22 protein-coding genes and 1 pseudogene are annotated in these 21,270 nt (G+C 71.8%); 12 read left to right on the top strand and 11 right to left on the bottom strand.

Features of this window, described 5'->3' with window-relative positions:
* Positions 1-7 precede the first annotated feature (7 nt).
* Genes ACGFH9_RS06630 through ACGFH9_RS06615 form a run of 4 tightly spaced genes read left to right on the top strand, consistent with a single transcriptional unit; the run spans position 8 to position 2,934 of the window.
* Positions 8-1,288, top strand: a complete 1,281-nt coding sequence (locus ACGFH9_RS06630) for a signal peptidase I (RefSeq protein WP_393216305.1) — start codon at positions 8-10, stop codon at positions 1,286-1,288.
* A gap of 11 nt (positions 1,289-1,299) precedes the next feature.
* Positions 1,300-1,773, top strand: coding sequence for a hypothetical protein (locus tag ACGFH9_RS06625; RefSeq protein ID WP_393216302.1), 474 nt, complete (start codon positions 1,300-1,302; stop codon positions 1,771-1,773).
* A 45-nt stretch (positions 1,774-1,818) separates the two neighbouring features.
* Positions 1,819-2,199 (top strand): VOC family protein, encoded by a 381-nt coding sequence (locus ACGFH9_RS06620; protein ID WP_393216299.1) that lies wholly within the window; start codon positions 1,819-1,821, stop codon positions 2,197-2,199.
* 39 nt (positions 2,200-2,238) lie between these two features.
* Positions 2,239-2,934, top strand: coding sequence for an alpha/beta fold hydrolase (locus ACGFH9_RS06615; RefSeq protein ID WP_393216296.1), 696 nt, complete (start codon positions 2,239-2,241; stop codon positions 2,932-2,934).
* Positions 2,935-3,130: 196 nt separating this feature from the next.
* On the opposite strand, the gene ACGFH9_RS06610 is transcribed toward ACGFH9_RS06615, so the two are convergent.
* Genes ACGFH9_RS06610 through ACGFH9_RS06600 form a run of 3 tightly spaced genes read right to left on the bottom strand, consistent with a single transcriptional unit; the run spans position 3,131 to position 6,613 of the window.
* A complete protein-coding gene (locus ACGFH9_RS06610) occupies positions 3,131-4,387 on the bottom strand; it encodes an MFS transporter (RefSeq protein WP_393216293.1) in 1,257 nt (418 codons plus the stop codon).
* Positions 4,384-4,980, bottom strand: a complete 597-nt coding sequence (locus ACGFH9_RS06605) for an ArsR/SmtB family transcription factor (RefSeq protein WP_393216290.1) — start codon at positions 4,978-4,980, stop codon at positions 4,384-4,386. The genes ACGFH9_RS06610 and ACGFH9_RS06605 overlap by 4 nt, the downstream gene beginning before the upstream one ends.
* Positions 4,981-5,020: 40 nt before the next feature.
* On the bottom strand, positions 5,021-6,613 hold the full coding sequence (locus ACGFH9_RS06600; protein ID WP_393216287.1) for an LLM class flavin-dependent oxidoreductase: 1,593 nt from the start codon (positions 6,611-6,613) through the stop codon (positions 5,021-5,023).
* A gap of 113 nt (positions 6,614-6,726) precedes the next feature.
* Here ACGFH9_RS06600 and ACGFH9_RS06595 point away from each other — a divergent pair, with 113 nt between their 5' ends.
* On the top strand, positions 6,727-7,308 hold the full coding sequence (locus tag ACGFH9_RS06595; RefSeq protein ID WP_393216285.1) for a MarR family winged helix-turn-helix transcriptional regulator: 582 nt from the start codon (positions 6,727-6,729) through the stop codon (positions 7,306-7,308).
* Between the two features lie 42 nt (positions 7,309-7,350).
* Here the strand turns inward: ACGFH9_RS06595 and ACGFH9_RS06590 are convergent, their stop codons facing one another.
* The 3 genes from ACGFH9_RS06590 to ACGFH9_RS06580 form a co-directional block, all read right to left on the bottom strand.
* Entirely contained in the window at positions 7,351-8,862 is a 1,512-nt protein-coding gene (locus ACGFH9_RS06590; RefSeq protein WP_393216282.1) for a phosphoesterase, read from the bottom strand.
* A gap of 185 nt (positions 8,863-9,047) precedes the next feature.
* The gene (locus tag ACGFH9_RS06585) at positions 9,048-10,991 is read right to left on the bottom strand and encodes a Xaa-Pro dipeptidyl-peptidase (protein WP_393216279.1); all 1,944 of its coding nucleotides are present in this window, start codon (positions 10,989-10,991) and stop codon (positions 9,048-9,050) included.
* An 84-nt stretch (positions 10,992-11,075) separates the two neighbouring features.
* Positions 11,076-11,333 carry a hypothetical protein gene (locus tag ACGFH9_RS06580; RefSeq protein ID WP_393216277.1) on the bottom strand — a complete coding sequence of 86 codons (258 nt, stop codon included), beginning with the start codon at positions 11,331-11,333 and terminating at the stop codon, positions 11,076-11,078.
* Positions 11,334-11,735: 402 nt separating this feature from the next.
* On the opposite strand from ACGFH9_RS06580, the pseudogene ACGFH9_RS06575 reads away from it, so the two are divergent.
* Positions 11,736-12,140: pseudogene (locus ACGFH9_RS06575) on the top strand (DUF6624 domain-containing protein); the annotation flags it as partial.
* 34 nt (positions 12,141-12,174) lie between these two features.
* On the opposite strand, the gene ACGFH9_RS06570 reads toward ACGFH9_RS06575, so the two are convergent.
* On the bottom strand, positions 12,175-12,570 hold the full coding sequence (locus tag ACGFH9_RS06570) for a winged helix-turn-helix transcriptional regulator (RefSeq protein WP_393216274.1): 396 nt from the start codon (positions 12,568-12,570) through the stop codon (positions 12,175-12,177).
* 87 nt (positions 12,571-12,657) lie between these two features.
* Here ACGFH9_RS06570 and ACGFH9_RS06565 point away from each other — a divergent pair, with 87 nt between their 5' ends.
* On the top strand, positions 12,658-13,515 hold the full coding sequence (locus tag ACGFH9_RS06565; protein WP_393216271.1) for an SDR family oxidoreductase: 858 nt from the start codon (positions 12,658-12,660) through the stop codon (positions 13,513-13,515).
* A 72-nt stretch (positions 13,516-13,587) separates the two neighbouring features.
* Here the strand turns inward: ACGFH9_RS06565 and ACGFH9_RS06560 are convergent, their stop codons facing one another.
* Positions 13,588-14,283 carry a TetR/AcrR family transcriptional regulator gene (locus tag ACGFH9_RS06560; protein WP_393216268.1) on the bottom strand — a complete coding sequence of 232 codons (696 nt, stop codon included), beginning with the start codon at positions 14,281-14,283 and terminating at the stop codon, positions 13,588-13,590.
* Between the two features lie 176 nt (positions 14,284-14,459).
* Here ACGFH9_RS06560 and ACGFH9_RS06555 point away from each other — a divergent pair, with 176 nt between their 5' ends.
* The 3 genes from ACGFH9_RS06555 (at position 14,460) to ACGFH9_RS06545 (ending at position 16,166) form a co-directional block, all read left to right on the top strand.
* A complete protein-coding gene (locus ACGFH9_RS06555; protein WP_393216265.1) occupies positions 14,460-15,407 on the top strand; it encodes an ion transporter in 948 nt (315 codons plus the stop codon).
* A 77-nt stretch (positions 15,408-15,484) separates the two neighbouring features.
* Entirely contained in the window at positions 15,485-15,775 is a 291-nt protein-coding gene (locus ACGFH9_RS06550) for an acyl-CoA dehydrogenase family protein (RefSeq protein WP_393216263.1), read from the top strand.
* Positions 15,776-15,812: 37 nt separating this feature from the next.
* A complete protein-coding gene (locus ACGFH9_RS06545; protein WP_393216260.1) occupies positions 15,813-16,166 on the top strand; it encodes a TraR/DksA family transcriptional regulator in 354 nt (117 codons plus the stop codon).
* A gap of 90 nt (positions 16,167-16,256) precedes the next feature.
* Here the strand turns inward: ACGFH9_RS06545 and ACGFH9_RS06540 are convergent, their stop codons facing one another.
* Positions 16,257-16,751, bottom strand: coding sequence for a GNAT family N-acetyltransferase (locus ACGFH9_RS06540; protein ID WP_393216257.1), 495 nt, complete (start codon positions 16,749-16,751; stop codon positions 16,257-16,259).
* 424 nt (positions 16,752-17,175) lie between these two features.
* Here ACGFH9_RS06540 and ACGFH9_RS06535 point away from each other — a divergent pair, with 424 nt between their 5' ends.
* Together ACGFH9_RS06535 and ACGFH9_RS06530 are read left to right on the top strand one after the other, a co-directional pair.
* Positions 17,176-18,570 carry an enolase C-terminal domain-like protein gene (locus ACGFH9_RS06535; protein WP_393216254.1) on the top strand — a complete coding sequence of 465 codons (1,395 nt, stop codon included), beginning with the start codon at positions 17,176-17,178 and terminating at the stop codon, positions 18,568-18,570.
* Between the two features lie 8 nt (positions 18,571-18,578).
* A complete protein-coding gene (locus ACGFH9_RS06530) occupies positions 18,579-19,274 on the top strand; it encodes a FadR/GntR family transcriptional regulator (RefSeq protein WP_266241432.1) in 696 nt (231 codons plus the stop codon).
* Positions 19,275-19,366: 92 nt separating this feature from the next.
* Here the strand turns inward: ACGFH9_RS06530 and ACGFH9_RS06525 are convergent, their stop codons facing one another.
* Both ACGFH9_RS06525 and ACGFH9_RS06520 read right to left on the bottom strand, forming a co-directional pair.
* Positions 19,367-20,185, bottom strand: a complete 819-nt coding sequence (locus ACGFH9_RS06525; RefSeq protein ID WP_393216251.1) for an ATP-binding cassette domain-containing protein — start codon at positions 20,183-20,185, stop codon at positions 19,367-19,369.
* The gene (locus ACGFH9_RS06520) at positions 20,185-21,237 is read right to left on the bottom strand and encodes an ABC transporter substrate-binding protein (protein WP_393216249.1); all 1,053 of its coding nucleotides are present in this window, start codon (positions 21,235-21,237) and stop codon (positions 20,185-20,187) included. Before ACGFH9_RS06520 ends, ACGFH9_RS06525 begins: the two co-directional genes overlap by 1 nt.
* Between the last annotated feature and the right edge of the window lie 33 nt (positions 21,238-21,270).

Genomic DNA, 21,270 nt, shown 5'->3' with positions numbered 1-21,270 from the left:
TCTGCACATGATGGGACGAGCGGGTCGACGGCACAGTCTCCTCGCCCGGATCGGTGACCTGGCGCTGACCGTGCTCGCGGTCGGCGGGACGGTGTGCGTCGTCCTCGTCCCGCTGGCGTTCTTCTTCGACATCTCACTCATCCTGTTCAAGACCGGGTCGATGGGCCCGACCATCCCCGCCGGATCGCTGGCGGTGGTGCGGGAGATTCCCGCGTCGCAGGTGCGGGTGGGCGACGTGGTCACCGTCGACCGCACGCCGCTGCCGCCGATCACCCACCGGGTCGTCGACATCGGTGCTGGCGAAGGGGCTTCCCGCTCGCTCACCCTGCGCGGGGACGCCAACGAGTCGAACGACGCCGCGCCCTACACGGTGGCCAATGTCCGGCTGGTGGAGTGGTCGGTGCCCAGGCTCGGCTACGCGGTGCGCACGGTGTCGAACGTGTACGCGATGAGCGCGATCACGATCGGGACGGCCGCGATCGTGACCTGGGCGTTCTGGCCACGTGTTCCTGAGCGGCGGACCAGCCGTCGGCGATCGAGCCCGTCGCGGTCGGACCAGGCCGGACCAGGTTCCGGGGTCCCCCCTTCGTCCAGTGGCGCGACGCCCCGAGGTGACTCGACCGTCGGGCGCCTTTTCGTCGTACTGGCCGTGCTGCCGGGCGTCGTCGCCGCCGTCCTGGCGACTCCCGGCCGGGCACGCGCGGACACCACCGAGGATGTCACCCGCAGTCGACACCTCACCCTGATCTCGGTCGGCGACCGCGATCGCATGTCGAACATGACGCCGAACGAGCCGGTGCCCTGGCAGGTGGGGGTTCTGGCACAGACCAGGCAGCCCGGCACGGTGAGCATCTCGCTGTCGGCGCGGGGACCCCTCGCGGCCGATCCAGACGGACTCCAGGTGATGGCCGCCATCTGCGCGATGCGGTGGGTACAGGGTGCCTGCCCCGACGGCCGGGGAGAACAGGTTCTCGCCGACGGTCCCGCCACCCGACTCGCCGCGCACTCGATCACCCTCAGCTCGATGCCCACCGACCAGCAGCGTTGGGTGCTCGTCACCGCGAGCCTGCTCGCCAACTCCACCGCCTCGGGTTCGGCGGACCTGGTCGTCATGGCCACCGGCTCCGGCGACCAGGCCTCGGCGGACGGCCGGGTCGGCCCGCTTCCGCGTACCGGAACGAACCTACGGACACCGGTGCTCGCCGGCACCGGCGCGCTGCTCGGCGGTCTGTTGCTCATGCTCGTCACGCGCCGGCACCGGATCAGGATCAGGATCAAGCAGCAGTGAAGCTCTCGCGGATGTCGACTCCGCCACGACGTCAGCGGACCGGTCACGCCCGGCGGCGCTGGGTCGCGGGCGCCCTGGCCCTGGTGCTCGCCGGAACGGTCGTCGCGCTGGGGCCGCCGTCGTCGACGTTGGCCTCCTGGACCGACACCGAGTACGGCAGAGGTTCGCTCCAGGCCGGCACGGTCAACCCACCGACCAACCTCCAGTGCAGCGCGGGCGCGCTCACCCCGCCGACCTTCACCTGGACCCTGCCGGCCGGCGGTCTGACGCGCAGCGGCTTCACCTGGTCGCTGACGGGCGGCTTCTCCGGTGGCGGCACTCTCGGCCCGACCGCCACGTCGGTCACCATCCCGGGCGGACTGTTGGGCATCGGAAGTGGCACCTTCCGCCTGGTGGCGAACGGCCCGGGTGGCTGGACGTCGACCCAGGTCACCGGATCGGTCGGCATGCTGACGGCGGTGCTCTACTTCTGCAGCGTGCCGTAGACGTCACTTCTGCAGCGTGCCGTAGACGTCGATATCCTGCCTCGCATGCATCGAAGCCGTGTGTACGCGTTGCTGATCGACGCGCCCGAGGCGGAGGCCGCGCGGGCGGCAGAGTTCTGGTCGGCGGCGCTCGGCGTCGGTACCCGGTCCGATCCGGCCGAGCCGCAGTTCGTGGGTCTGCACGAGGCGTTGCCGGGCCTGGTCACCGCCGTCCAGGCCGTCGACGACGCACCGCGCTACCACCTCGACATCGAGACCGACGACGTGGCGGCGGAGACCGCTCGACTGGTCGGTCTGGGCGCCACCGAGGTGTCGCAGTGGTTGGAGTGTCGGATTCTGCGGGCGCCCGGCGGGCACCTGCTCTGCGTCCTGCCGGTCGAGAGTCCCCCCGAGGTGTTCGACGACCAGGCCCGGACCTGGTCGTGACGCGCCGGGCTGTCGGGGGCCGACGGTAGGGTTCCGGCCATGGCTGATCTGGTGCTCGTGGCAGGCGCGTGGCTGGGGTCGTGGGCATGGGACGAGGTGGTGCCGGGCCTGCGGGCGGCCGGCCACCGGCCTGTTCCCCTGACCTTGTCCGGTCTCGCCGAGAGGCAGGGCGTGCCGGCCGGGCAGCAGACCCACGTGCAGGACATCGTCGGTGAGATCGAACGACGCGATCTGCGCGACGTGGTTCTGGTCGGGCACAGCTACTCGGGCATCCCGGTGGGGCAGGCCGCTGAGCGGATCGGCGACCGGTTGACCCGCGTGGTCTTCCTCGACGCGGAAGTGCCGGTCGACGGCGGGTCGTTCGCGTCCGGCTGGTGGCAGGGTCAGGCGGCGTTCGAGTCCGTGCTCGCCGACAACGGTGGCGACTGGCCGCCGCTCGCCCCGGCCGATCTCGACGGTCAGGGTCTCACCGACGAGCAGGTCGCGCGGCTGGTCAAGGGTGCCACCACGCATCCGGGCCGCACGCTGACCGAGCCGGCCGCGCTGACCCGTTCCCTCGGCGACCTGCCGGCGACGTACGTCAAGTGCCTGCTCGACGGGCCCGAGCCGAACGACGTGGTGGCGGCGTTGCTGACCAGCGAGCGCTGGCGGCTCGTCACCATGGCCACCGGGCACTGGCCGATGTTCTCGCAGCCCGTCGAGCTGGCCGCGTTGCTCGCGGCGGAGGCGAGCTGACCGGCGACCGGTGCCGGCACGCCGCCGGGGTCGGCTCGGGGGCTGTCGGTGCGATGAGCCTGATGCCGGTGGGTCATCGTGATGACTCACCGGCATCACGCTTCGGAAGGTAGGTGCCTCCGGTCAGGAGCGGCACAAACGGAGCGACGGCCAGTTCAGGAGCGGCACAAGCGGGGCGACGGCCAGGCCCGGTCGGTCACGGCGCGACGCTGTCGAGGGTCCTGATGTGGCGCACGGGGGACGCGAGCAGCCACAGTACGGCGAGCGTGCCGCCCAGTCCGGCGACGACCAGGGTCGGCCGCAGCCCGAGCGTGGTGCCAAGCGCACCGCCGACCAGAGCACCGAGCGGCCGGATGCCGTAGTTGACGGCGCTGTACGCACCGGCCCGACGACCGCGCGCGTCGTCGGGTGTGACGGCGGCGAGCAGGGCGTTGAGGTTGACGTCCATCAGCATCACACCGACGCTGGACACCAACTCGATGGCCGCCAGCATGACGATCTTCGTCCAGGTCGGACCGTCGATGAACGCCGTGAGCGCCAGTGGGGCGGGGAACACCACCGCGCCGATCATCGCCGTGCGCCCGAGCCCGATGGCGCGCGAGACGCGGGGTGCCAGGGCCGCGCCGGCCAGGCCGCCGAGCGCGCCGATGCCGAACGCGACGCCGATCGCGCCGGCCGACAGGCCGAGTTCACGGTTGGCGTAGAGCACCAGCAGCGCCGAGGCGATGAAGGTGAAGAAGTTGACCGTGCTGGTGCAGCCGAGCGCGGCGCGCAGCACCGGGTGGCGCAGCACCAGCGCCATGCCCTCGCGGACCATGCCGAGCGTGGACGTCTGCGGTGGTGGCGGCGGAGGCTCGATGACCGGGATGCGACGCAGCAGCAGGGCGGAGGCGAGGAAGGACACCGCGTCGACGACGATCGCCACCGGCGCGCTGAGCGCCTGGACGAGTCCTCCACCGACGGCCGGGCCGACGATGAACGAGAGGGAGCGGCTCACGCTGAGCTTGCTGGTCGCGTCCACGTACGCCGGTCGGGGCACCAGTGCGACGAAGAACGCCTGCTGCCCCAGGGCGAACAGGACCGCACCGGCACCGGTCAGCAGCGCCACCAGGTAGAGCTGGGTCAGGGTCACCGCGCCGAACAGGTAGGCCACCGGGAGGCTGAGCAACACGCCCGCGCGGACCAGGTCCGCGATGATCAGGAGTCGGCGTTTGTGGGTGCGTCGGTCCACCCACGCGCCCAGGAACAGGCCGAGAAGGTTGGGTAGCCAGATCAGTGCGGTGAGGACGCTGACCTGCACGGGCGTCGCGGCGAGCAGGGCGACAGCGATCAGGGGCAGGGCCAGCTCGCTGATCCGGTCGCCGAACGCCGAGATCGTCTGGCCGATCCAGAAGGTGCGGAACCGCCGGTCGCGGTGCAGGGCGGGGACGGGCGGGGCGTCGACGGCGGTCATGACGCGGACGTGTCGGCGGCGGCCTCGGGCAGCAGGTAGCGCAGCATCCGCACGAGCTGTGCCCCGGCCGGTGGCGCGTCGTCGTCCTTGCGCCGCACGTACGGGGCGAGCAGTTCCTCGATCGCCTCTTCGAGCTGGCGCAGTTCGTCGGCGGTGGCGACGAAGCGGGTGTCGGCCACCCCGGCCAGCCCGCGCCAGGTGTCGTCCAGTCGGGGCTCCTCCTGCAACAGCCACTGCTGGGGCGTCTCGGCATAGCGGGCGAACATCTCGCCGCGCAGTTGCCGGGCTGCGGCCTGCCCCTCGGGGTCGTCCGGCAGGCTGAAGCGGAACCCGCGCGCGGCGGCCTGCCACCAGCGTTCCCGCTTGCTGGTGCTCCCGTCGGCGTCGGTGACCAGGCCGAACGTCGCGAGGTGGCGGAGGTGCCAGCTCACCACCGACGGCGTGGCCCCGACGTGCGGAGACAGGCCGGTGGCCGTCGACGGGCCGTGTTTTTGCAGCCGGTCGAGGATGGCCAGGCGGACGGGATGCGCGAGCGCCCGCAGGGCCTGCGGCTCGGTGATCTCGAAATCCCCGTACGGATTCTTGAGAGACATGTTTCGAAAGTAGTCTCTCAGGTTGTCCGGCGCAACCGGCTCAGCTCACCCCCAGGCGGGCCAGCGGCTCGACCAGCTCCCGTTCCTCGTAGCTCAGGTGCGACAGCAGGGCGTCGGTCAGCAGGTTCACCGCCGCGCGCAGCTCGGCCAGCCCGTCCGGCGCGCCGACGTACGCCACCAACGCCTTGTCGACGCCCTCCAGCACGTCGTGGATGACGTGGTGCTCCTGCTCCAGCCGGTCGACGACCGGGCGCAGCCGCGGGTCGGCCCGCCGCAGTCGCGGAAAGAGCGCCTGGTCCTCGATGGTGTGGTGGGTGGTGACGATGCGGCAGTAGGACTCGCAGTACGCGCCCAGCGTCCACCGGTTCTGCCGCATGGTCATCGTGTTGATCTGCGACCGCGCCGCGCCGGCGTCGATCTCACCGGCCGCGACCTGCTCGATCAGGTCGTGGATCTGCGCCAGTTCCGCGCGCAGCCCGTCGTGCACCTGCACCAGGTGCTGACCGGTGGCCTGCTCGTGCGCGGTGTAGGTGCGTGCGGGATCGGGGACGGGCCCGGTGGGGCGCGCCGCCTCGTCCCAGACCTGCCGGTCGCTGAGCCGCCGGCCGTCGTCCGGCGTCGGCACCACCGCGAAGGAGCCGGCGGTCACCCGCGCGCGGGTGAGCGGCGCGGAGGGCGCGACGACCGCCGCCGGCTGCGTGGCCGCGAAGACTTCGGCGGGAGTACGCACCGACGCGGCGGCGCGGTCACGCTCGGCCGCGACCAGTTCGCGCACGGCGGGGGCCACCTCACCGGCGAACCGGCGCAGATCGTCGGGGTCGTCGGTGGCGAGAATGAACGTGCCGATGCCGTCACTCAGCGCCACCTCGACCAGTTCCCGCACCCACTGCTCGGCGGGCCCGTGCAGCAGACCGCCCCCTGCCGACGAGAAGGTGCCGGAGATGTTGAGCAGTCGGCGGACGTCCCCGGGCGAGCGGCCGGCCTCCTGCGCGGCATCGTCGATGATCTTGTTGCCCCGGGCCAGGTCACCGGGTTCGAGGTAGCCCAGCGAGGGGAGCCAGCCATCGGCCCGACGACCGGTGAGCGCGAGCATGCGCGGCTTGTACGCCCCGAGCCAGATCGGCACCGGGTGGGCCGGAGCCGGTCCGCGCTTCGCGCCGACCACCCGGTGGAACTCACCCTCGACCCGCACACCCCCGCGCGCCTGGGCGTCCCACATCTGCCGGAGGACGTCGATGCCCTCCTCCAGCGCCCGTACGCCCTGCCCGGGCGTCAGCCGCCGGCCGCCCATCGCCTCGATGGCGTCCCAGAACGCTCCCGCGCCGAGGCCCAGCGCGACGCGACCACCGGTGAGCAGGTCGAGGCTGGCGACGCTGCGGGCGAGTACGGCGGGCGGGCGCAGCGGCAGGTTGGTGACGTTCGCCGAGAGGTGCACCCGGTCGGTGCGGGCGGCGACGAAGCTCAGCAACGTCCAGGTGTCCAGGAAGCGCGGCTGGTACGGGTGGTCCTGGAAGGTGACGAGGTCCAGTCCGACCTGCTCGGCCAGGACGGCGAGCCCGACCGTGCGGTCCGGATCGTCGTTGCCGGGCGTGGTGAACGATCCGAAGACCAGGTCGTGGCCGTAGTCGCTCATGTGGGCGCCTCCTGTCGTACGCGCCGCGTTCCGCGATGCGTCGTGACCCCGACCTTATGTCAGACAGAACATCTGTTGCCAACAAGGTCTGCGTCTTCGGCTATCGTCGGGGTATGACGGGTGCAACCCACCGGCCGGACCGGCCCGATCCGCTCGACGACGATCTGGGTTGGATGCTGGGAATCGTCTTCCGTGGCTACGTCCGGGCGGCCGAGCACGCTCTGACCGATTTTCCCGGCGGCCCGCGGGGTTATCAGGTGCTCACGGCTGCGGTCACCGACCCGGGGCGCAACCAGGGCGCGATCGCCGAGGAGCTGGGCATCGACCGCACGGTGTTCACCTATCTGGTCGACGACCTCGAACGTCCCGGGTTCGTCGCGCGGCGGGCCGACCCGGCCGACCGGCGCAGCCGACTGGTGGACGTCACCGACGCCGGGCGTGCGGCCTGGGAGCAGCGGCGCGAGGCATTGCGGCAGGTGGAGGCACACCTGCTGCGCACGCTGACGCCGGCGGACGCGGCGACCCTGCGGACCCTGCTGCAACACCTCGCCTGCTCGATCCAGGCGGTCGACCCGCTACGTGACCTCTGCCAGGCGGTCGCCGACGCACGGCCCGACCCGGTCCCAGCCACCCCGCCGGAGCCACCCGCGCCTCGTCGATCAGGAGGTTCGCGTCACCGCAGGCCAGAATCCTGACGCGAACCTCTTGATCGACAGGGCTGGGCCGGCGGGCCCGGATCAGCGGACGTGCACGAACACCGGGTTCGAGTAGAACCAGAGGTCGTCCCACGGGCTCTCCAGCCCGTCCGCGAGGGGCTCGGCCTCGTCGGTGCTGGTGCCGCGCACGCGGGCGTACGTGTCGGCCTCGACGTTGCGCAGGGTGTGCCGGATGACGTAGTCGTGTCCCTGGCGACGCCAGTCGCGCGGACCGAACCTGGCCACCACCTTGGTGGTGGGGTTGGTGTCGGCGTCCAGGTTGGCGCTCGGCCCGGTGATCTGGCCGACGATCAGGTCGACGCGACGGACCTCGGGACGGACCCCGTTGCCGTTCACGCCGTCCTGCGGGCGGAACCGGATCTCGATCTCGACGTCGGTGCGGTTGCGGCGGTTGACCGTGATGGTCTCGCCGACCTCGGCCGTGTGCCCCTGGGAGGTGGCGGTCACGTCGAGGCTGCGGATCAGGTCACCGGTGGTCACCCAGATACGGCCGTTGCGCAGGCCGTCCATGATGTCGCCGTAGTCCTGGCGGGCGTACACGTAGGTCTTGCTGTACTCCCCCGGCCAGAAGTCCGAGCCGCCGCGCGTCCAGTGCACGTGCGAGTCGGACGTCGCGGTGATCCACCAGCGCCGCCCCTCACCGAGAAGCGAGTCCCACAGTCCACCGACCCGCGCGGTCATCTGGTCGAAGCCACCGTAGGTGGGGTGGTTGCCGTACCCGCCGCGCTTGCCGCCGTTGAGCGGACCGGCCTGGTGGCCGGGCGCGCCCTCGAAGCCGATGTAGACGTCGGGCGCGGCGTTGTTGCCGTTGCGGAACTCGCGCGGGGTGTCCTGGCCGTAGACGCCGAGGCCGGGCGCCGAGCGGGACGCGTGGTGGGCGATGACCAGGGGCTTGTGCGGCATGCCCCGGGCGACCTTGAGGAACTCCACCATCTTGGCCTCGGCGTCGCGGGCCGGGTCGGTGGGGAACGCGTCGTACTTCGCGAAGCGGCTCTCCAGCTCGAAGAGCTGCTTCGCCTCGTCGGCGTGGCGCGGGATCATCAGCGTGTGGTGGTCCAGCGAGGGCGCGTCGAACTCCATGCCCCAGAACTGGAGCACCTCGGGGACGAGCTTGCGCGAGCGCAGCAGGTCCGGGTACGCCTGCTCGATGTTGACCTTCGAGTGCGTCGGTCCACCGTGGTCGGTGCACATCGCCCAGGTCAGGCCGAAGTTCTTGGCCATGATGGCGTTGGTGACGATCGGGTAGACCGCGTCCGCGCCCTTGTGGAAGACGATCGGGCTCTTGGTGGTGTCGAACTCGCCGCTGTACTCGGAGTGGACGTGGTGGTCACCCGCGCGCCACGACCGGTTCTTGGCGCCACTCCGGTCGCCCGTGTCGTCGCCGGGTCGGCGCTCCTCCTCGTCGGCCCACGCCGCGCCAGCGCCCACGAGAGGGCTGGCGGCGGCCAGCGTCGCGCCGACGCCGGCGTACTTGACCAGCTTGCGGCGCGACAGCTGCGCCCGCTCGGCCTCTTCGGCTTGCTTCTCTCTCACGTCGGAGCCTCTCCTCGATCAAGCGAATGCTCTTTCGATCGAGAAGCCTCGGAGAGGTCGGTGAACGACCGCCGTACGACGGGCGTTCACGTGGTGAAATCCCAGGCAGGGCCCGTTGAAGGGCGCGCCGGGGAGCGGCAGCGGGTGACCGGACGACAGCGGGGCGTGCCCCGCTACAGCGAGGGTCAGGGCCGCTGCCGCTCGGTACGCGCCGACCTGGCCGCCGACGGCTCGGCCGGTGCGGTGACCACCGCCGGCGCGACGTCCACGGTGGGCAGCCCGGCCCGTCCGGTGACCGGAAGAACCAGCTCGCTGCGACCGAGGTCGACCCGGACTGTCGCGTCCCGGTCGTCGGTCACGGTGAACTCCGGGTCGCTCTGGCCCAGCACCAGGCCGAGGACGTGCCCGGCGGGCACCACCGTGTCGTACGCGTTCAACGGCACCGTCACCGTGTACCACCGGTCCGGCCGCAGCGGCGTGGTGAGTCGCAGCGAGCGATGGTGCGCGGCGTCGAGCCAGCCCCGGGTCAGCACCGCGTGGTCGGAGACCCCGGTGATCTCCTCGGTGTCGCGGTAACAGGCGTCGTCGACCTCGGTGGACTCTCCCCAGCAGGACTCGGTGTCCAACGTCCGCACCGCCCCGAACCAGCTGCGCTCGGCGGTGCCGTAGTCGACCAGGCGGGCGCTCAGCTCGGTGGTCGGCCGGTCCACCCGCACGCGCAGCCGCACCGACGGGCTGCCGGAGATCCGCAGCGCGGTGCTCAGCGTGCCGGAGAGGAAGACCAGCCGGCCGGCGGTCGCGGTGGTCGGCGCGGCGACCACCACGTCCTCGGTCAGCGACTCGTCGACGTACGCCCGCTCCTGGCCCGGTCGTGCGCCGCGACCGCCGAGGGTGCCGGTCACGCCGTCGCCGACGCCGAGGGGCACCCGCACGTCCCGGGTGCCGGGGGCGGGCCAGTCCCGCTGCGTCGTCCACCTGCCGGGCGCGGTCTCCAGGTCGACCCGCGGTTCCTCCATCACCCCGTTGCGCAGCCCCTGCAACCAGTAGTCGAACCAGCGGTGCAGGAGGGCCACCCACTCGGCGCGTCGCACGTCGAACGGGTCCTGATGGCCGGCCTGGGAGAGCCACAGCCTGCGCGGTACGCCCCGCTCGGCCAGCTCCTGCCACCAGCTGGCGAACTGACCGGTGGTGACGTTCAGGTCGTGCAGACCGTGCGCCACCAGGACACTGGCCCGGACCCGGCCCGCCGACGGCCGGTAGTCGCGCTGCGCCCAGAACCCGTTGTAGTCACCGGTCTGCTCGGCGCTGTCCGCGCGCAGCCGGGCGAGCACTGTCGCGCAGGCGTCCTCGGGGCGGCTGCTGACGACCGAGTGCAGCCAGCCCGGATAGTCGGTCGACGTCAGCGCCCCCTGGTAGCGCGTGTAGTCGTACCAGCTGGAGATGGCCGACACCGGCACGATGGTGGCCAGGCCCGGCACGCCAGTGGCGGCGACACCGTTGGCGACCGAGCCGTCCCACGACTTGCCGATCATGCCGACCCGACCGGTGCTCCAGCCGGCATCGACCGGCCGCCCGTCGGCCGTGTACGCGCGGGCCCGGCCGTTGAGCCAGTCGACCACCGCCCTCGCGCTGCCCACCTCCAGCGGGCCGCCGACGTCCTCACACCCGGTCGAACGGGCGGTCCCGGCGAGGTCCACGGCGACGAAGGCGTAGCCGCGCGGGACGAAGTAGTTGTCGTAGAACAGGGGCACCTTGGCGATCACACCGGACGCGTCGTACGCCTTGAACTCGCCCTCGTTGCCCCGGCCGCAGCAGAGGTAGTAGGGCGACGCCTCCATGATGACCGGCACGCGGACCCCTGCGGCGGCGGCCTCCCGGGGCCGGACGACGTCCGCCGCGACCCGGTCGCGTACGCCGTCGCCGTCGCTGTCGACTCGGGTCTCGACCCAGACGCTCTCCCGGATCGCGTCGGCGAAGGAGTAGGCGGGGACCGTGCCGGTGCCGACGACGTGGGGTGGGGTCGGGCGGCGGCCGGGCGGGTCGGCGGTGGCGGGAGCGGCGGCGAGCGCGGTGACCAGCAGGCCGGCCATGACGACGGCGATCCGTGCGCGGGTTCGGGCGGTCGGCATCGGTGTCCTTTCAGGTACGACGCGTTCAGGACATTCCATCGCATCGATGTCGCTTTGCCCAGAGCCGACGGCGACGCGTCGTCGTCAGATCCGCGCGTGGGGCAGCCAGCCCAGGAAGCGGTGCCGCGCGTTCGGCAGGGGCAGCGTCGGCAGGTCCTGGGCGGCGGCGACGACGAGGCACGAGCCGAGGTAGACGGCGAGGGAGGCGCGCGCCCCGCCGAACTCGGCGAGCAGTTGGCTCTGCTTGGTCGCGCAGGGCCACTCGCGGCCACAGCCGGTACAGGTCCAGCTCGGCGGGTTGGGCAGGTGCTCGGGCAGCTTGGCGCGCCGGTAGCGGCCCACGACGCTGTTGTCGGCGCGTACGTCGCGCCGCCGGGGCTCGGGGGCCGCCGTTGCGGCGTACGGGCGGCCGGGCGCCGGGCAGGTAGCGCCGGACGGTGCCGAGGAGCGTCCCGACGCGTACCAAAGCGTCCGGCCCGACGTGATGGGCCAGCAACGCCGTGAGCAGGCTGGCGAGCCTCCTGCTCCTCGCCGCGTGCGACACCTCGCCCGGGCCGACCGGCGGATCGGCGGGCGGCACCCCGCCCGTTTCCCCCACCCTCGGGGCGTCCGCCTCCCCGCCGCGTCACCCACCCTCGTGGTTTCCGCCTCCTCCGCCGCCTTCGACAACGCGCTGCACGACGAGTTGATCGCGATGCTGGAGCGCGACCGGCGGACCGCGAAGGCACCCCGCAGACCGAGTCCGACCAGGCGCGGACCGCCCGCCTCAAGGAGATCATCCGTACCCGCGGCTGGCCGACCTTCGCTCTCGTCGGCGAGGACGGCGGCAACGCCGCCTGGGCCATCGCCCAGCATTCCGACCTGGACCCCGCCTTCCAGCAGGAGGCGCTGGAGCTGCTGCGGGCGGCCGTCGCCGCCCGCCAGGCGTCGCCGGGCAACCTCGCGTACCTGCAAGACGGGGTCGCGGCGGCCAAGGGCGAGCCCCAGGTGTACGGGACACAGATCCGCTGCGGACCGGACGGTCCCGTCCCGGCGACCCCGATCGGGGACGAGGCGGGCGTCGAACGGCGCCGCGCCGAGGCCGGCCTGCCCTCCCTTGCGAGCTATCTTGCCGAGATGACCACGATCTGCGCCCAGGACGCCAACTAGCGTCGAGGGACGGCCTCGCGAGGCCCGGTGTGCTCTAGCCGCGCTCGCGTTCGCGGGCGGCACGCACCTCGGGTACCGAGGCTTCCAGCAGGTCGGCGAGGCCGCGTAGCTGCTCGGCGACCCGGGCCCCGAGCGGGGTGAGCGTGTACTCGACGCGCGGCGGGATCGCGGTGAGCACCTCGCGAGTGAGCATCCCGTCGCGTTCCAGGGTCTGCAGGGTCTGGGAGAGCATCCGCTCACTGACCCCTTCGATGCGCCGCCGCAGCGCGTTGAACCGGTAGCTGCCCTCACCGAGGGCGAGCAGAGCGAGCGAGGCCCACTTCGAGGTGATGTCCTCGAAGGCGGCGCGCGAGGTGCAGCTCCGCGCGAATACATCGCTGACGAGTTCCTGGGTAGGCCCCGGCGGGCCCTGGGCCGGCACGTCGCTCATCACACCAGCGTACCCGACGCTTACTCATCGTTGCGTGCTATACATTAGTAAGTGCTTTCAACCAGTCACCGCTCATCGGAGGTCCGCATGCCCACCTACGCCGTGACCGGCGCCACCGGTCGACTCGGACGCCTGGTGGTCGGGCACCTGCTCGACGCAGGTGTGCCCGCCACCGAGATCGCCGCCGTCGTCCGCGACCCGCAGAAGGCTGCCGACCTGGCCGCGCGCGGTGTCGAGATCCGCCAGGCCGACTACGACGACCCCTCGACGCTGCCCGGCGCCGTGGCCGGCGTACGCCGACTGCTGCTCATCTCCGGGGACACCCCGGGGCAGCGGGTCGCGCAGCACACCGCGGTCATCGACGCCGCCCGGCTCGCCGGGGTCGAGCGCCTGGTCTACACCAGCATCCTCAAGGCCGACACGACCACGAACCCGCTCGCTCCCGAGCACAAGGCCACCGAGGAGGTGCTGGCCGCGTCGGGCCTGGCGTACACGGTGCTGCGCAACGGGTGGTACACCGAGAACTACACCGACCAGCTCCCGCAGTACCTGGCGAGCGGCACCATCCTCGGCGCCACCGGCGGCAGCAAGGTCTCCGCCGCTCCCCGCACCGACTACGCGGCCGCCGCCGCGGCGGCGCTGACCCGGGACGAGGACGGCGACACGGTCTACGAGTTGGGCGGCACCGCGTTCACCTTCGACGAGCTGGCCGACGCCGTCACCGAGGTCACCGGCACCACAGTCGTGCACCGGGACATGTCGACCGCCGAGTTGGCCTCCGCGCTCCAGAACGTCGGGCTCGACGCCGGCACCGCCGGGTTCGTGGCCGCCCTCGACCACTCCATCGCCATCGGCGAACTGGCCACCGACAGCGACGACCTCAGCCGGTTGATCGGTCGTCCGACCACCGGACTGCACGACGCCATCCGGGCCGCGCGCGCCTGACCGGTCGCGGTCCGTCGGGCGGGCGGGCGGGCGGGCGGGCGACGGGGGTACGTCCTGTCGTCGCCCGCCCGTTCAGTCGTCCGACGGCGGCGACGTGAGCAGGCCGGTCAGCAGACTGCGCAGCGTCCGCTCGAAGAGGTCCGTCGGCGGCGTCGGCGGCGCGGGCCGACCGAAGGCCGCCACGAGATGGGGGTACGCCCCGAGGTCGACGCCGGCGAAGCTCGGCGACCCGGCCGCGGCCTCGTTGCGGGCGAACAGGCTCACCACGCCGGTCATCAGGGCGATCGCCTCGAACTTGGCGGTGACGGCGCAGCGCACCGGCTCCAGGATGCGGATGCAGTTGTCGAACCAGGCCAGGCTCTCGGGTCCGACGCCCGAGGGCCGCTGGATCACGTCCACCAGCCACGGGTGGGCGCGGAACAGGCGCAACTGTTGGCGAGCCACCAGCAGCATCTCGTCCCGCCAGTCGGCCCGCTCCGGCGGGTACGGCCGCAACTCCCCCACGACCCGGTCCGTCATCAGGTCGAGCAGGTCGTCACGGGACGACAGGTAGCGGTAGAGCGATCCGGCCCCGGTGCCCAGCGCCCCGGCGACGGCCCGCATCGACACCGCGGCAAGCCCCTCGGTGTCGGCCAGGGTGATCGCCGCCGCCACGATCGCCTCCCGGCTGTGCGCCGGCGCGGGGCCTCGGGTGCCCCGTTCCGGTCGAGCCCAGATCGGCTGCCGGCCGGCCTCGCGGTCTCCGGACCTCCCGGCTGCATCGGTCACCGACCCACTCTAGAGCCGCTTCCGGGGTCCGCCCCGCAGGTACCGCGCAGGGGCGCGCGGCGGGTCACTCCTTACGCACCAGGCACTAGGGTGGTCGCCATGCTCCCGCGCCGCCACCACGACCAAGGGTGGGTCCCCGCGGTGACCCCGACACACCTCCACGGATCGGTCGCCCGGTGAGCGGTGCGTCCGCTCCCGTGCAGCGAGGTGACCGGTCACGCCCCGACGGTCGCCCACCCACGGTCGCCGACGCCTGCGCGCGGCTCGCCCGGTCGCGTCCCTTCGAGATCGGCATCGTCGTCGTCATCCTCGCCAACGGGATCGTCCTCGGTCTGGAGACGTACGAGGGGCTGTTCCCGGGGACCGGCGCGCTGCACGGGCTGGAGCTGTTCTTCCGCGCCGTCTTCGCCATCGAGATCGGCGTCCGGCTGACCGCGTACGGCCGGCGTCCGCAGGACTTCTTCCGGCACGGCTGGAACGTCTTCGACTTCGTCGTGATCGCGGCCATCTTCGTTCCGGGCCTGCATGGCGACACGGCGCTGCTGCGCGTGGTGCGGGTCGCCCGGATGGTGCGGCTGGTGCGCTTCTCACCGGGCCTGCGGACGATCGTCTCCGCGTTGTGGCGCAGTCTGCCGGGCGTCACCGGGTTCCTCGCGCTGGCCGTCGTGACCCTCTACGTGTACGGGATGGCCGGCTGGCTGATCTTCGGCGACCGGTATCCCGACGAGTACGGGGACATCGGCCGGTCGTTGCTGACGCTGTTCGTCCTGCTGTCGCTGGAGACGCTGCCGGACCTGATCGAGCAGGGCCTGGCCATCTCGCCGTGGACGCTGCTCTACTACGTCAGCTACGTGGTGATCACCGTCAACCTGCTGCTCAACATCCTCATCGCGGTCATCGTCAACTCCATGGAGGAGGCCCGGCGCCTGGAGATGACCGAGCGGTTGGCCCCGGGCTACGACGAGGACGGCGACGGCGTACCCGACGAGGTGGACCGCATCGCCCTCACCCAGCGCCTGGACGACCTGCGGGCGGTCATCGGCGAGCTGGAACGGGAGTTGCGGATCGACCGGGACGACGCGCACGGCCGGCCGCACCGCGCCCAGGCCCGCTCCGAACGGTGACCGCGCACTGCCCTTCGGTGACACAGGGATCGGATAGTCTCGATCCCGTTCCCCGGTTCCGACTGAAGGGCGCCCGTATGACGGTCAGTGTCGACAATGTCCAGTCCAGCACCGACGTCCTGGCAACACTCGACACAGTGATCGACGACGTGGTCCGCCCGCAGGCGGAGACGATCGACCGGGAGGGCGCCTTCCCCCGCGCCGGCGTCGACGCCCTCGCCACGGCGGGTCTGCTCGGCCTGGCGTCGTCACCCGAGGTCGGTGGCGGCGGCCAGGGCATGCGCCGCCAACGCCGGCTCGTCCGGTTGGGTTTCCGGCCCGACGAGGCGGTGGCGCTCTCGGCGCTGCACACGCGCAATTTCATGTAGCTCCCGTCCGCGTCCGGGGGCGTAGCGTGGAACCGCCATGGACACCGAGCCCACCGCGGTCCGCGCGGACCTCCTCCGGCGACGCGACGAGGCCACCGTCGAGATCGCCGCGCTCGAGGGCGACCTGCGGAGCCTGTTCGAGGCGTCCCGGTCGTCGAACGCCGACGACGAACACGACCCCGAGGGCAGCACGATCGCCTTCGAACGCGCACAACTCAGCGCCGTCCTGGACGCGGCCCGACGACGCCGCGCCGAACTGGACGAGGCCCTGATCCGCGTCGCCGCGGGCAGCTACGGCACCTGTGAACGGTGCTTCCGCCCCATCCCGGCCGAACGGCTCGCCGCCCGCCCGTCGGCGCGTACCTGCGTCGCCTGCGCCAGCCGACGGTGACGCTGGCGGCGACCGCGGACCCGGTTGCCGGCGGACGTCGCGGGGTCGGCAGCGGGCACGGCAGCCGCCGGCCGCCTCGACGGCTGCCGCTCAGACGACGGTGGAGCTGCGGCGTTCCAGCAGGACGACGTCGCGCCAGCGGTCGTGGTGGCGGCCGATCCGCTCGCGTGTGCCGATGACGCGGAACCCGGCCCGCCGGTGCAGGGCCAGGCTGGCGGTGTTCTCCGGGAAGATTCCGGACTGGATCGTCCAGATGCCCGCCGCCTCCGTCGAGGTGATCAGCGCGTCGAGCAGCAGCCGACCGACACCGCGCCCCTGGGCCGCCGGGTCGACGTAGATCGAGTGCTCGACGACGCCCGCGTAGACCGCGCGGCTCGACGTCGGTGACACGGCGACCCAGCCGAGGACCGAGCCGTCGGCGACGGCCACGTACCGGTGCGCGGCCAGACGGGTGTCGTCGAACGCGGCCCAGGTCGGTGCGGTGACCTCGAAGCTGGCGTCCCCGCCGTCGAGGCCGAGCTGGTAGATCGCCAGGATGCGGTCCGCGTCGCCGGGGCTCATCGGTCGCAGGGTCACCTCGGGCATCGTCGGGCTCCGATCTGGTGTGTCGACCACGTCGCCGGGGACGGTGCCGCCGGTCTGTCGGACCAGACGGTTGTACCGTGCGGAGGCGTCGCCTTCCGGCCGCCCCGGGCGGCGTCCCGCAGGCCCGCGACTCGCGCACCGAAAGGTGTGATGTATCGAATCGACGACGACCGGGTGCTACGCCCGTGACATTGGCCGTGACGGTGAACGTCGAACCTTCCCCGGCATTCGCAGGTTCCTTTACCGCCAGCGGACCCTGTCGGCAAGAGGCGTCGTGAGCGACCACCCCGCCTCGCTCCCGGCGATCCGAGGAAACGTTAGATGTCTATGGATGCAGGCTGGTTGACGTCGTTGACGCGCCTGAAGCGCTCTCCGTATACTCCAAATGATCATCTGATCTTTAGCCGAGCCGGGCGAGGAGCGCATGCCGCAGATCACTGGCGTCACCGTCGAGGACGTCCGCTTTCCCACCTCGCTGACCGCTGACGGGTCCGACGCCATGAACAAGGACGGCGACTACTCAGCGGCCTACGTCATCCTGCACACCGACGGTGTCGACAGCGCCGGCGTGCCGCTGGCGGGTCACGGCCTCACCTTCACCATCGGTCGGGGCAACGACATCGTCGTGGCGGCGGCCGCCCACCAGGCCCACCGCCTGGTGGGCCTGGACATCGCCACGATGGCCGCCGACATGGGCGCGGTCTACCGCCTGCTCACCTCCGACACCCAGCTGCGCTGGCTCGGCCCGGAGAAGGGCGTCGTCCACCTGTCTCTCGCGGCCGTGCTGAACGCGGCCTGGGATCTGGTCGCGCGCCTGGCCGACAAGCCGCTGTGGCGGCTGCTCACCGACATGACCCCCGAACAACTGGTCGACATCGCGGACCTGCGCTACCTGTCCGACGCGCTGACCCGGGACGAGGCGCTGACGATCCTACGGGCCCAGCAGAGCACGAAGGCCGACCGCCTGGCCGAGCTGGCCCGCACCGGTTACCCGGCCTACACCACCTCGGCGGGCTGGCTCGGGTACGGCGACGACAAGTTGCGCCGACTGTGTCAGGAGGCCGTCGACTCCGGCTACGGCTACGTCAAGCTCAAGGTGGGCGCCGACCTCGACGACGACATCCGCCGCTGCACCATCGCCCGGGAGATCCTCGGCCCGGACCGCAACCTGATGCTCGACGCCAACCAGGTGTGGGACGTCGACCAGGCCATCGAGTGGGTCAACGCGCTGGCCCGGTTCACACCACTGTGGATCGAGGAGCCGACCAGTCCGGACGACATCCTGGGCCACGCGGCCGTGCGCCGCGCCGTCGCTCCCGTCGGCGTCGCCACCGGCGAGCACTGCCACAACCGGGTGATGTTCAAGCAGTTGTTCCAGGCCGAGGCCATCGACTTCTGCCAGTTGGACACCGGCCGGCTGGCCAGCGTCAACGAGATCGTCGCCGTGCTCCTGCTCGCCGCGAAGTTCGGCGTTCCGGTGTGCCCGCACGCCGGCGGCGTCGGGCTCTGCGAGATGGTCCAGCACGTGTCGGTGCTCGACTACGTCGCGGTCTCGGGGGATCTCACCGGCCGCGTCACCGAGTTCGTCGACCACCTGCACGAGCACTTCACCGATCCGTGTGACATCCGGGACACCGGTTGGGGCAGCGGGTACGTCCTGCCCGACGCGCCCGGCTACTCCACCCGCATGCATCCCGAGTCGATCGAACGGTACCGGTTCCCGGACGGCCGTTACTGGGCCTCGACCGAGACGGCTACCGTGTCATCTCCGGAGCCGTACGTGATCGCGGGTGGAGCCCCCACCCCCGCCGGCCGCTAGGAGGTGTCATGTCCCGCACCGACGAAGTGGTGAACGGCATCAAACGGATGATCCTGGAAGGGACGTTCAAGCCCGGGGATCGGCTGCCCATCGAGAAGGACCTCGCCGAGTCCCTCGGCGTCTCGCGGGGTTCGCTGCGCGAGGGGATGTCGGCGCTGTCGATCCTCGGCATCGTCAACATCCGCCAGGGTGACGGCACGTACGTCACGAACCTCGACGCCCCGCAACTGCTGGCCCCGATGGGTTTCGTGGTCGACTTTCAGGGCCAGGGCGACGGTCGGCACATCCACACCGTTCGCCGCCTGCTGGAGTGCGAGGCAGCCCGGTTGGCCGCCACCAGGATCACCGACGAAGCCCTCGCCCAGGCCGGGGAACTGCTCGACGAGGCGGCCCGGATCGCCGGCCGGTCGCCGCAGGACCACGAGCGGATCATGGAAATCGACATCGCCTTCCATCGGATCATCGCCGCACACGCCGACAACCCGGTGCTCATCGGCCTGATCGAGGCGTTCGCCGGGCGTACCCTGCGCGGGCGGCTCTGGCGGAGCCTGCACGAGGAGGGCGCGGACCGTCGTACCCACGACGAGCACGTGGCGATCCTGAAGGCCCTCCGGGCACGCGATCCGGAGCGGGCCCGCACCCGGATGGCCAACCACCTGATCGGTGTGGAGGAGTCGCTCCAGGGGCTGCCCGACGAGGGATGAGACGGCTGGGGGCGGTTGCTCACCCGCCCGCGCCGCGCGTCGGTGGGACCGTTGCCGGTCCACCGCGGGCGGTCACGGGCGGGCGAGCACCGTCACCGCTCGTCCCGCTCCGCGCTCTTGCTGCCGGTCATCGCCGCGACCAGGTCGTCGGTGGTGACCTCGTCGGCACGCAGCCGAGCCGCCCGCCGGCCGAGACGCAGCACCTCCACCCGGTCGGCGATGTCCAGCACCTGCGGCATGTTGTGACTCACCAACACCACCGACATGCCGGCCGCACGAGCCCGCCGGACGACGTCGAGCACCCGTTCGGTCTGCACGACGCCCAGCGCCGCGGTGGGCTCGTCGAGGATGACCACGTTCGTCGCCCAGATGATCGCCCGGGCCACCGCGACGCACTGCCGCTGCCCGCCGGACAGCATGGCGATCGGCGTGGTGACCCGCGGAATCCGTACGCCCAGCTCGTCGAGGGCCGCGGCGGCGCCCTGCCGCATCGCACGCTTGTCGAGCAGCCCCAGCCGACCGAGCGGCCCGGAGCGCAGGATCTCCCGCCCGAGGTAGAGGTTGGCGGCGACGCTGAGATCGTCGGCGACCGCGAGATCCTGGTAGACGGTCTCCACCCCCGCGCGTCGGGCGTCCACCGGGGTCCCGAAGTGGACCTTTCGACCACCGACCCGGATCTCGCCCTCGTCGGGCGCGTGCACACCGGAGAGCGTCTTGACCAGCGTGCTCTTGCCGGCGCCGTTGTCACCGATGAGGGCGACGACCTCGCCCCGGTGGACCGTGAAGTCGGCGCCGCGCAGCGCCTCGACATGGCCGAACCGCTTGACGATGCCACGGGCTTCGAGCACCGGCGGCTCCTCGGGAGACCGCCGCCTGTCGCTGTCGGTCGTCGGCGCGGAGGTCGTCGCCATCACTGCACCGGAGGGTTGGCGCAGCTGGGCTCGAGCACCGCCTTGATCTCCGGCGAGTCGATGTTCTTCTTGGTGACGAAGGTGACCCCGGTGTCCGCCGATGCCAGCGGCGCCTTGTCGCGGAGGTGCTTGACCATCTTGTCGACGCCGAAGTAGCCCATCTTGAAGGGGTTCTGCACGACCAGCGCCGAGATCTGGCCGTTGCGCAGTCCGGCGATCTCGTCCGGGGCGGCGTCCCAACCGATGATGACCACCTTGCCGGACTTGCCCGCCGCCTGAATGGCCTGCGCGGCACCGAGCACGCTCGGCTCGTTGGCGGCGAAGATGCCGGCGAGGTTGGGGTTCGCGGTGAGGATGTTCTCGGTGACCCGCCGCGCCTCGTTGACGTCACTGCGGCTGGGCTGCTGGCCGACCAGCTTGAGGTTGGGGAACTGCGCGAGGCCGGCCTTGAAGCCGTCGACCCGCTCGGTGTTGGTCTGTGAACCGGGTTGGAACTCCACCAGCGCCACGTCGTGGTTGCCGGGGCCCAGCTCGGTGGCGAGCAACTTGGCCGCCTCGACGGCCGACGCCTTGTTGTCGGTCGCGAAGAGCGGCACGCCCGACGGCTGCGGGCTGGTGCCCGAGTCGATCATCGCGACCGGGATGTTCGCACCGAGCGCCTGGTCGGTGGCCGGGGCCAGCGCACGGGAGTCGGTGGCCGCGTAGACGATCCCGTCGACCTTCTTGGTGACGAAGTTCTGGATCAGGTTGACCTGCCCTTCGACGTCGGTCTCGGTGGTCACCCCGTCCCACTGGACCGTGACGTCGCCGGCGCGTTGGGCGGCGCACTCGGCGCCCGCCTTCACCGTGTTCCAGTAGTCGGCCCCGACCGCCTTGGGCACGACGGCGAGCTTCAGCGGCCCGGAGGCCTGCTTGGTCGCGCCGTCGTCTCCGTCGCGGACCTCGACCCCGCCGCAGGCACTCAGGAGAGCGACCGCCGCGGCGGCGCCGAGGATGGCCTGCGCGCGCAGGAGGTGACCTCGTGGACGTCGGCTGGTGGTGGTGTGTGCCATGGTGTGCGTCCTTCCTCTGTCGAGCTGCGGGTA

Source organism: Micromonospora sp. NPDC049102, from assembly GCF_043197485.1.
Lineage (GTDB): Bacteria > Actinomycetota > Actinomycetes > Mycobacteriales > Micromonosporaceae > Micromonospora.
This window is presented reverse-complemented; position numbering and strand designations above follow the sequence as displayed.

Bases quoted from the DNA above. Each gene is read 5' to 3' on its own strand.
- ACGFH9_RS06630 (WP_393216305.1), top strand. From the start codon at position 8: ATGATGGGACGAGCGGGTCGACGGCACAGTCTCCTCGCCCGGATCGGT.
- ACGFH9_RS06625 (WP_393216302.1), top strand. From the start codon at position 1,300: ATGTCGACTCCGCCACGACGTCAGCGGACCGGTCACGCCCGGCGGCGC.
- ACGFH9_RS06620 (WP_393216299.1), top strand. From the start codon at position 1,819: ATGCATCGAAGCCGTGTGTACGCGTTGCTGATCGACGCGCCCGAGGCG.
- ACGFH9_RS06615 (WP_393216296.1), top strand. From the start codon at position 2,239: ATGGCTGATCTGGTGCTCGTGGCAGGCGCGTGGCTGGGGTCGTGGGCA.
- ACGFH9_RS06610 (WP_393216293.1), bottom strand. From the start codon at position 4,387: ATGACCGCCGTCGACGCCCCGCCCGTCCCCGCCCTGCACCGCGACCGG.
- ACGFH9_RS06605 (WP_393216290.1), bottom strand. From the start codon at position 4,980: ATGTCTCTCAAGAATCCGTACGGGGATTTCGAGATCACCGAGCCGCAG.
- ACGFH9_RS06600 (WP_393216287.1), bottom strand. From the start codon at position 6,613: ATGAGCGACTACGGCCACGACCTGGTCTTCGGATCGTTCACCACGCCC.
- ACGFH9_RS06595 (WP_393216285.1), top strand. From the start codon at position 6,727: ATGACGGGTGCAACCCACCGGCCGGACCGGCCCGATCCGCTCGACGAC.
- ACGFH9_RS06585 (WP_393216279.1), bottom strand. From the start codon at position 10,991: ATGCCGACCGCCCGAACCCGCGCACGGATCGCCGTCGTCATGGCCGGC.
- ACGFH9_RS06570 (WP_393216274.1), bottom strand. From the start codon at position 12,570: ATGAGCGACGTGCCGGCCCAGGGCCCGCCGGGGCCTACCCAGGAACTC.
- ACGFH9_RS06565 (WP_393216271.1), top strand. From the start codon at position 12,658: ATGCCCACCTACGCCGTGACCGGCGCCACCGGTCGACTCGGACGCCTG.
- ACGFH9_RS06550 (WP_393216263.1), top strand. From the start codon at position 15,485: ATGACGGTCAGTGTCGACAATGTCCAGTCCAGCACCGACGTCCTGGCA.
- ACGFH9_RS06545 (WP_393216260.1), top strand. From the start codon at position 15,813: ATGGACACCGAGCCCACCGCGGTCCGCGCGGACCTCCTCCGGCGACGC.
- ACGFH9_RS06540 (WP_393216257.1), bottom strand. From the start codon at position 16,751: ATGCCCGAGGTGACCCTGCGACCGATGAGCCCCGGCGACGCGGACCGC.
- ACGFH9_RS06535 (WP_393216254.1), top strand. From the start codon at position 17,176: ATGCCGCAGATCACTGGCGTCACCGTCGAGGACGTCCGCTTTCCCACC.
- ACGFH9_RS06530 (WP_266241432.1), top strand. From the start codon at position 18,579: ATGTCCCGCACCGACGAAGTGGTGAACGGCATCAAACGGATGATCCTG.
- ACGFH9_RS06525 (WP_393216251.1), bottom strand. From the start codon at position 20,185: ATGGCGACGACCTCCGCGCCGACGACCGACAGCGACAGGCGGCGGTCT.
- ACGFH9_RS06520 (WP_393216249.1), bottom strand. From the start codon at position 21,237: ATGGCACACACCACCACCAGCCGACGTCCACGAGGTCACCTCCTGCGC.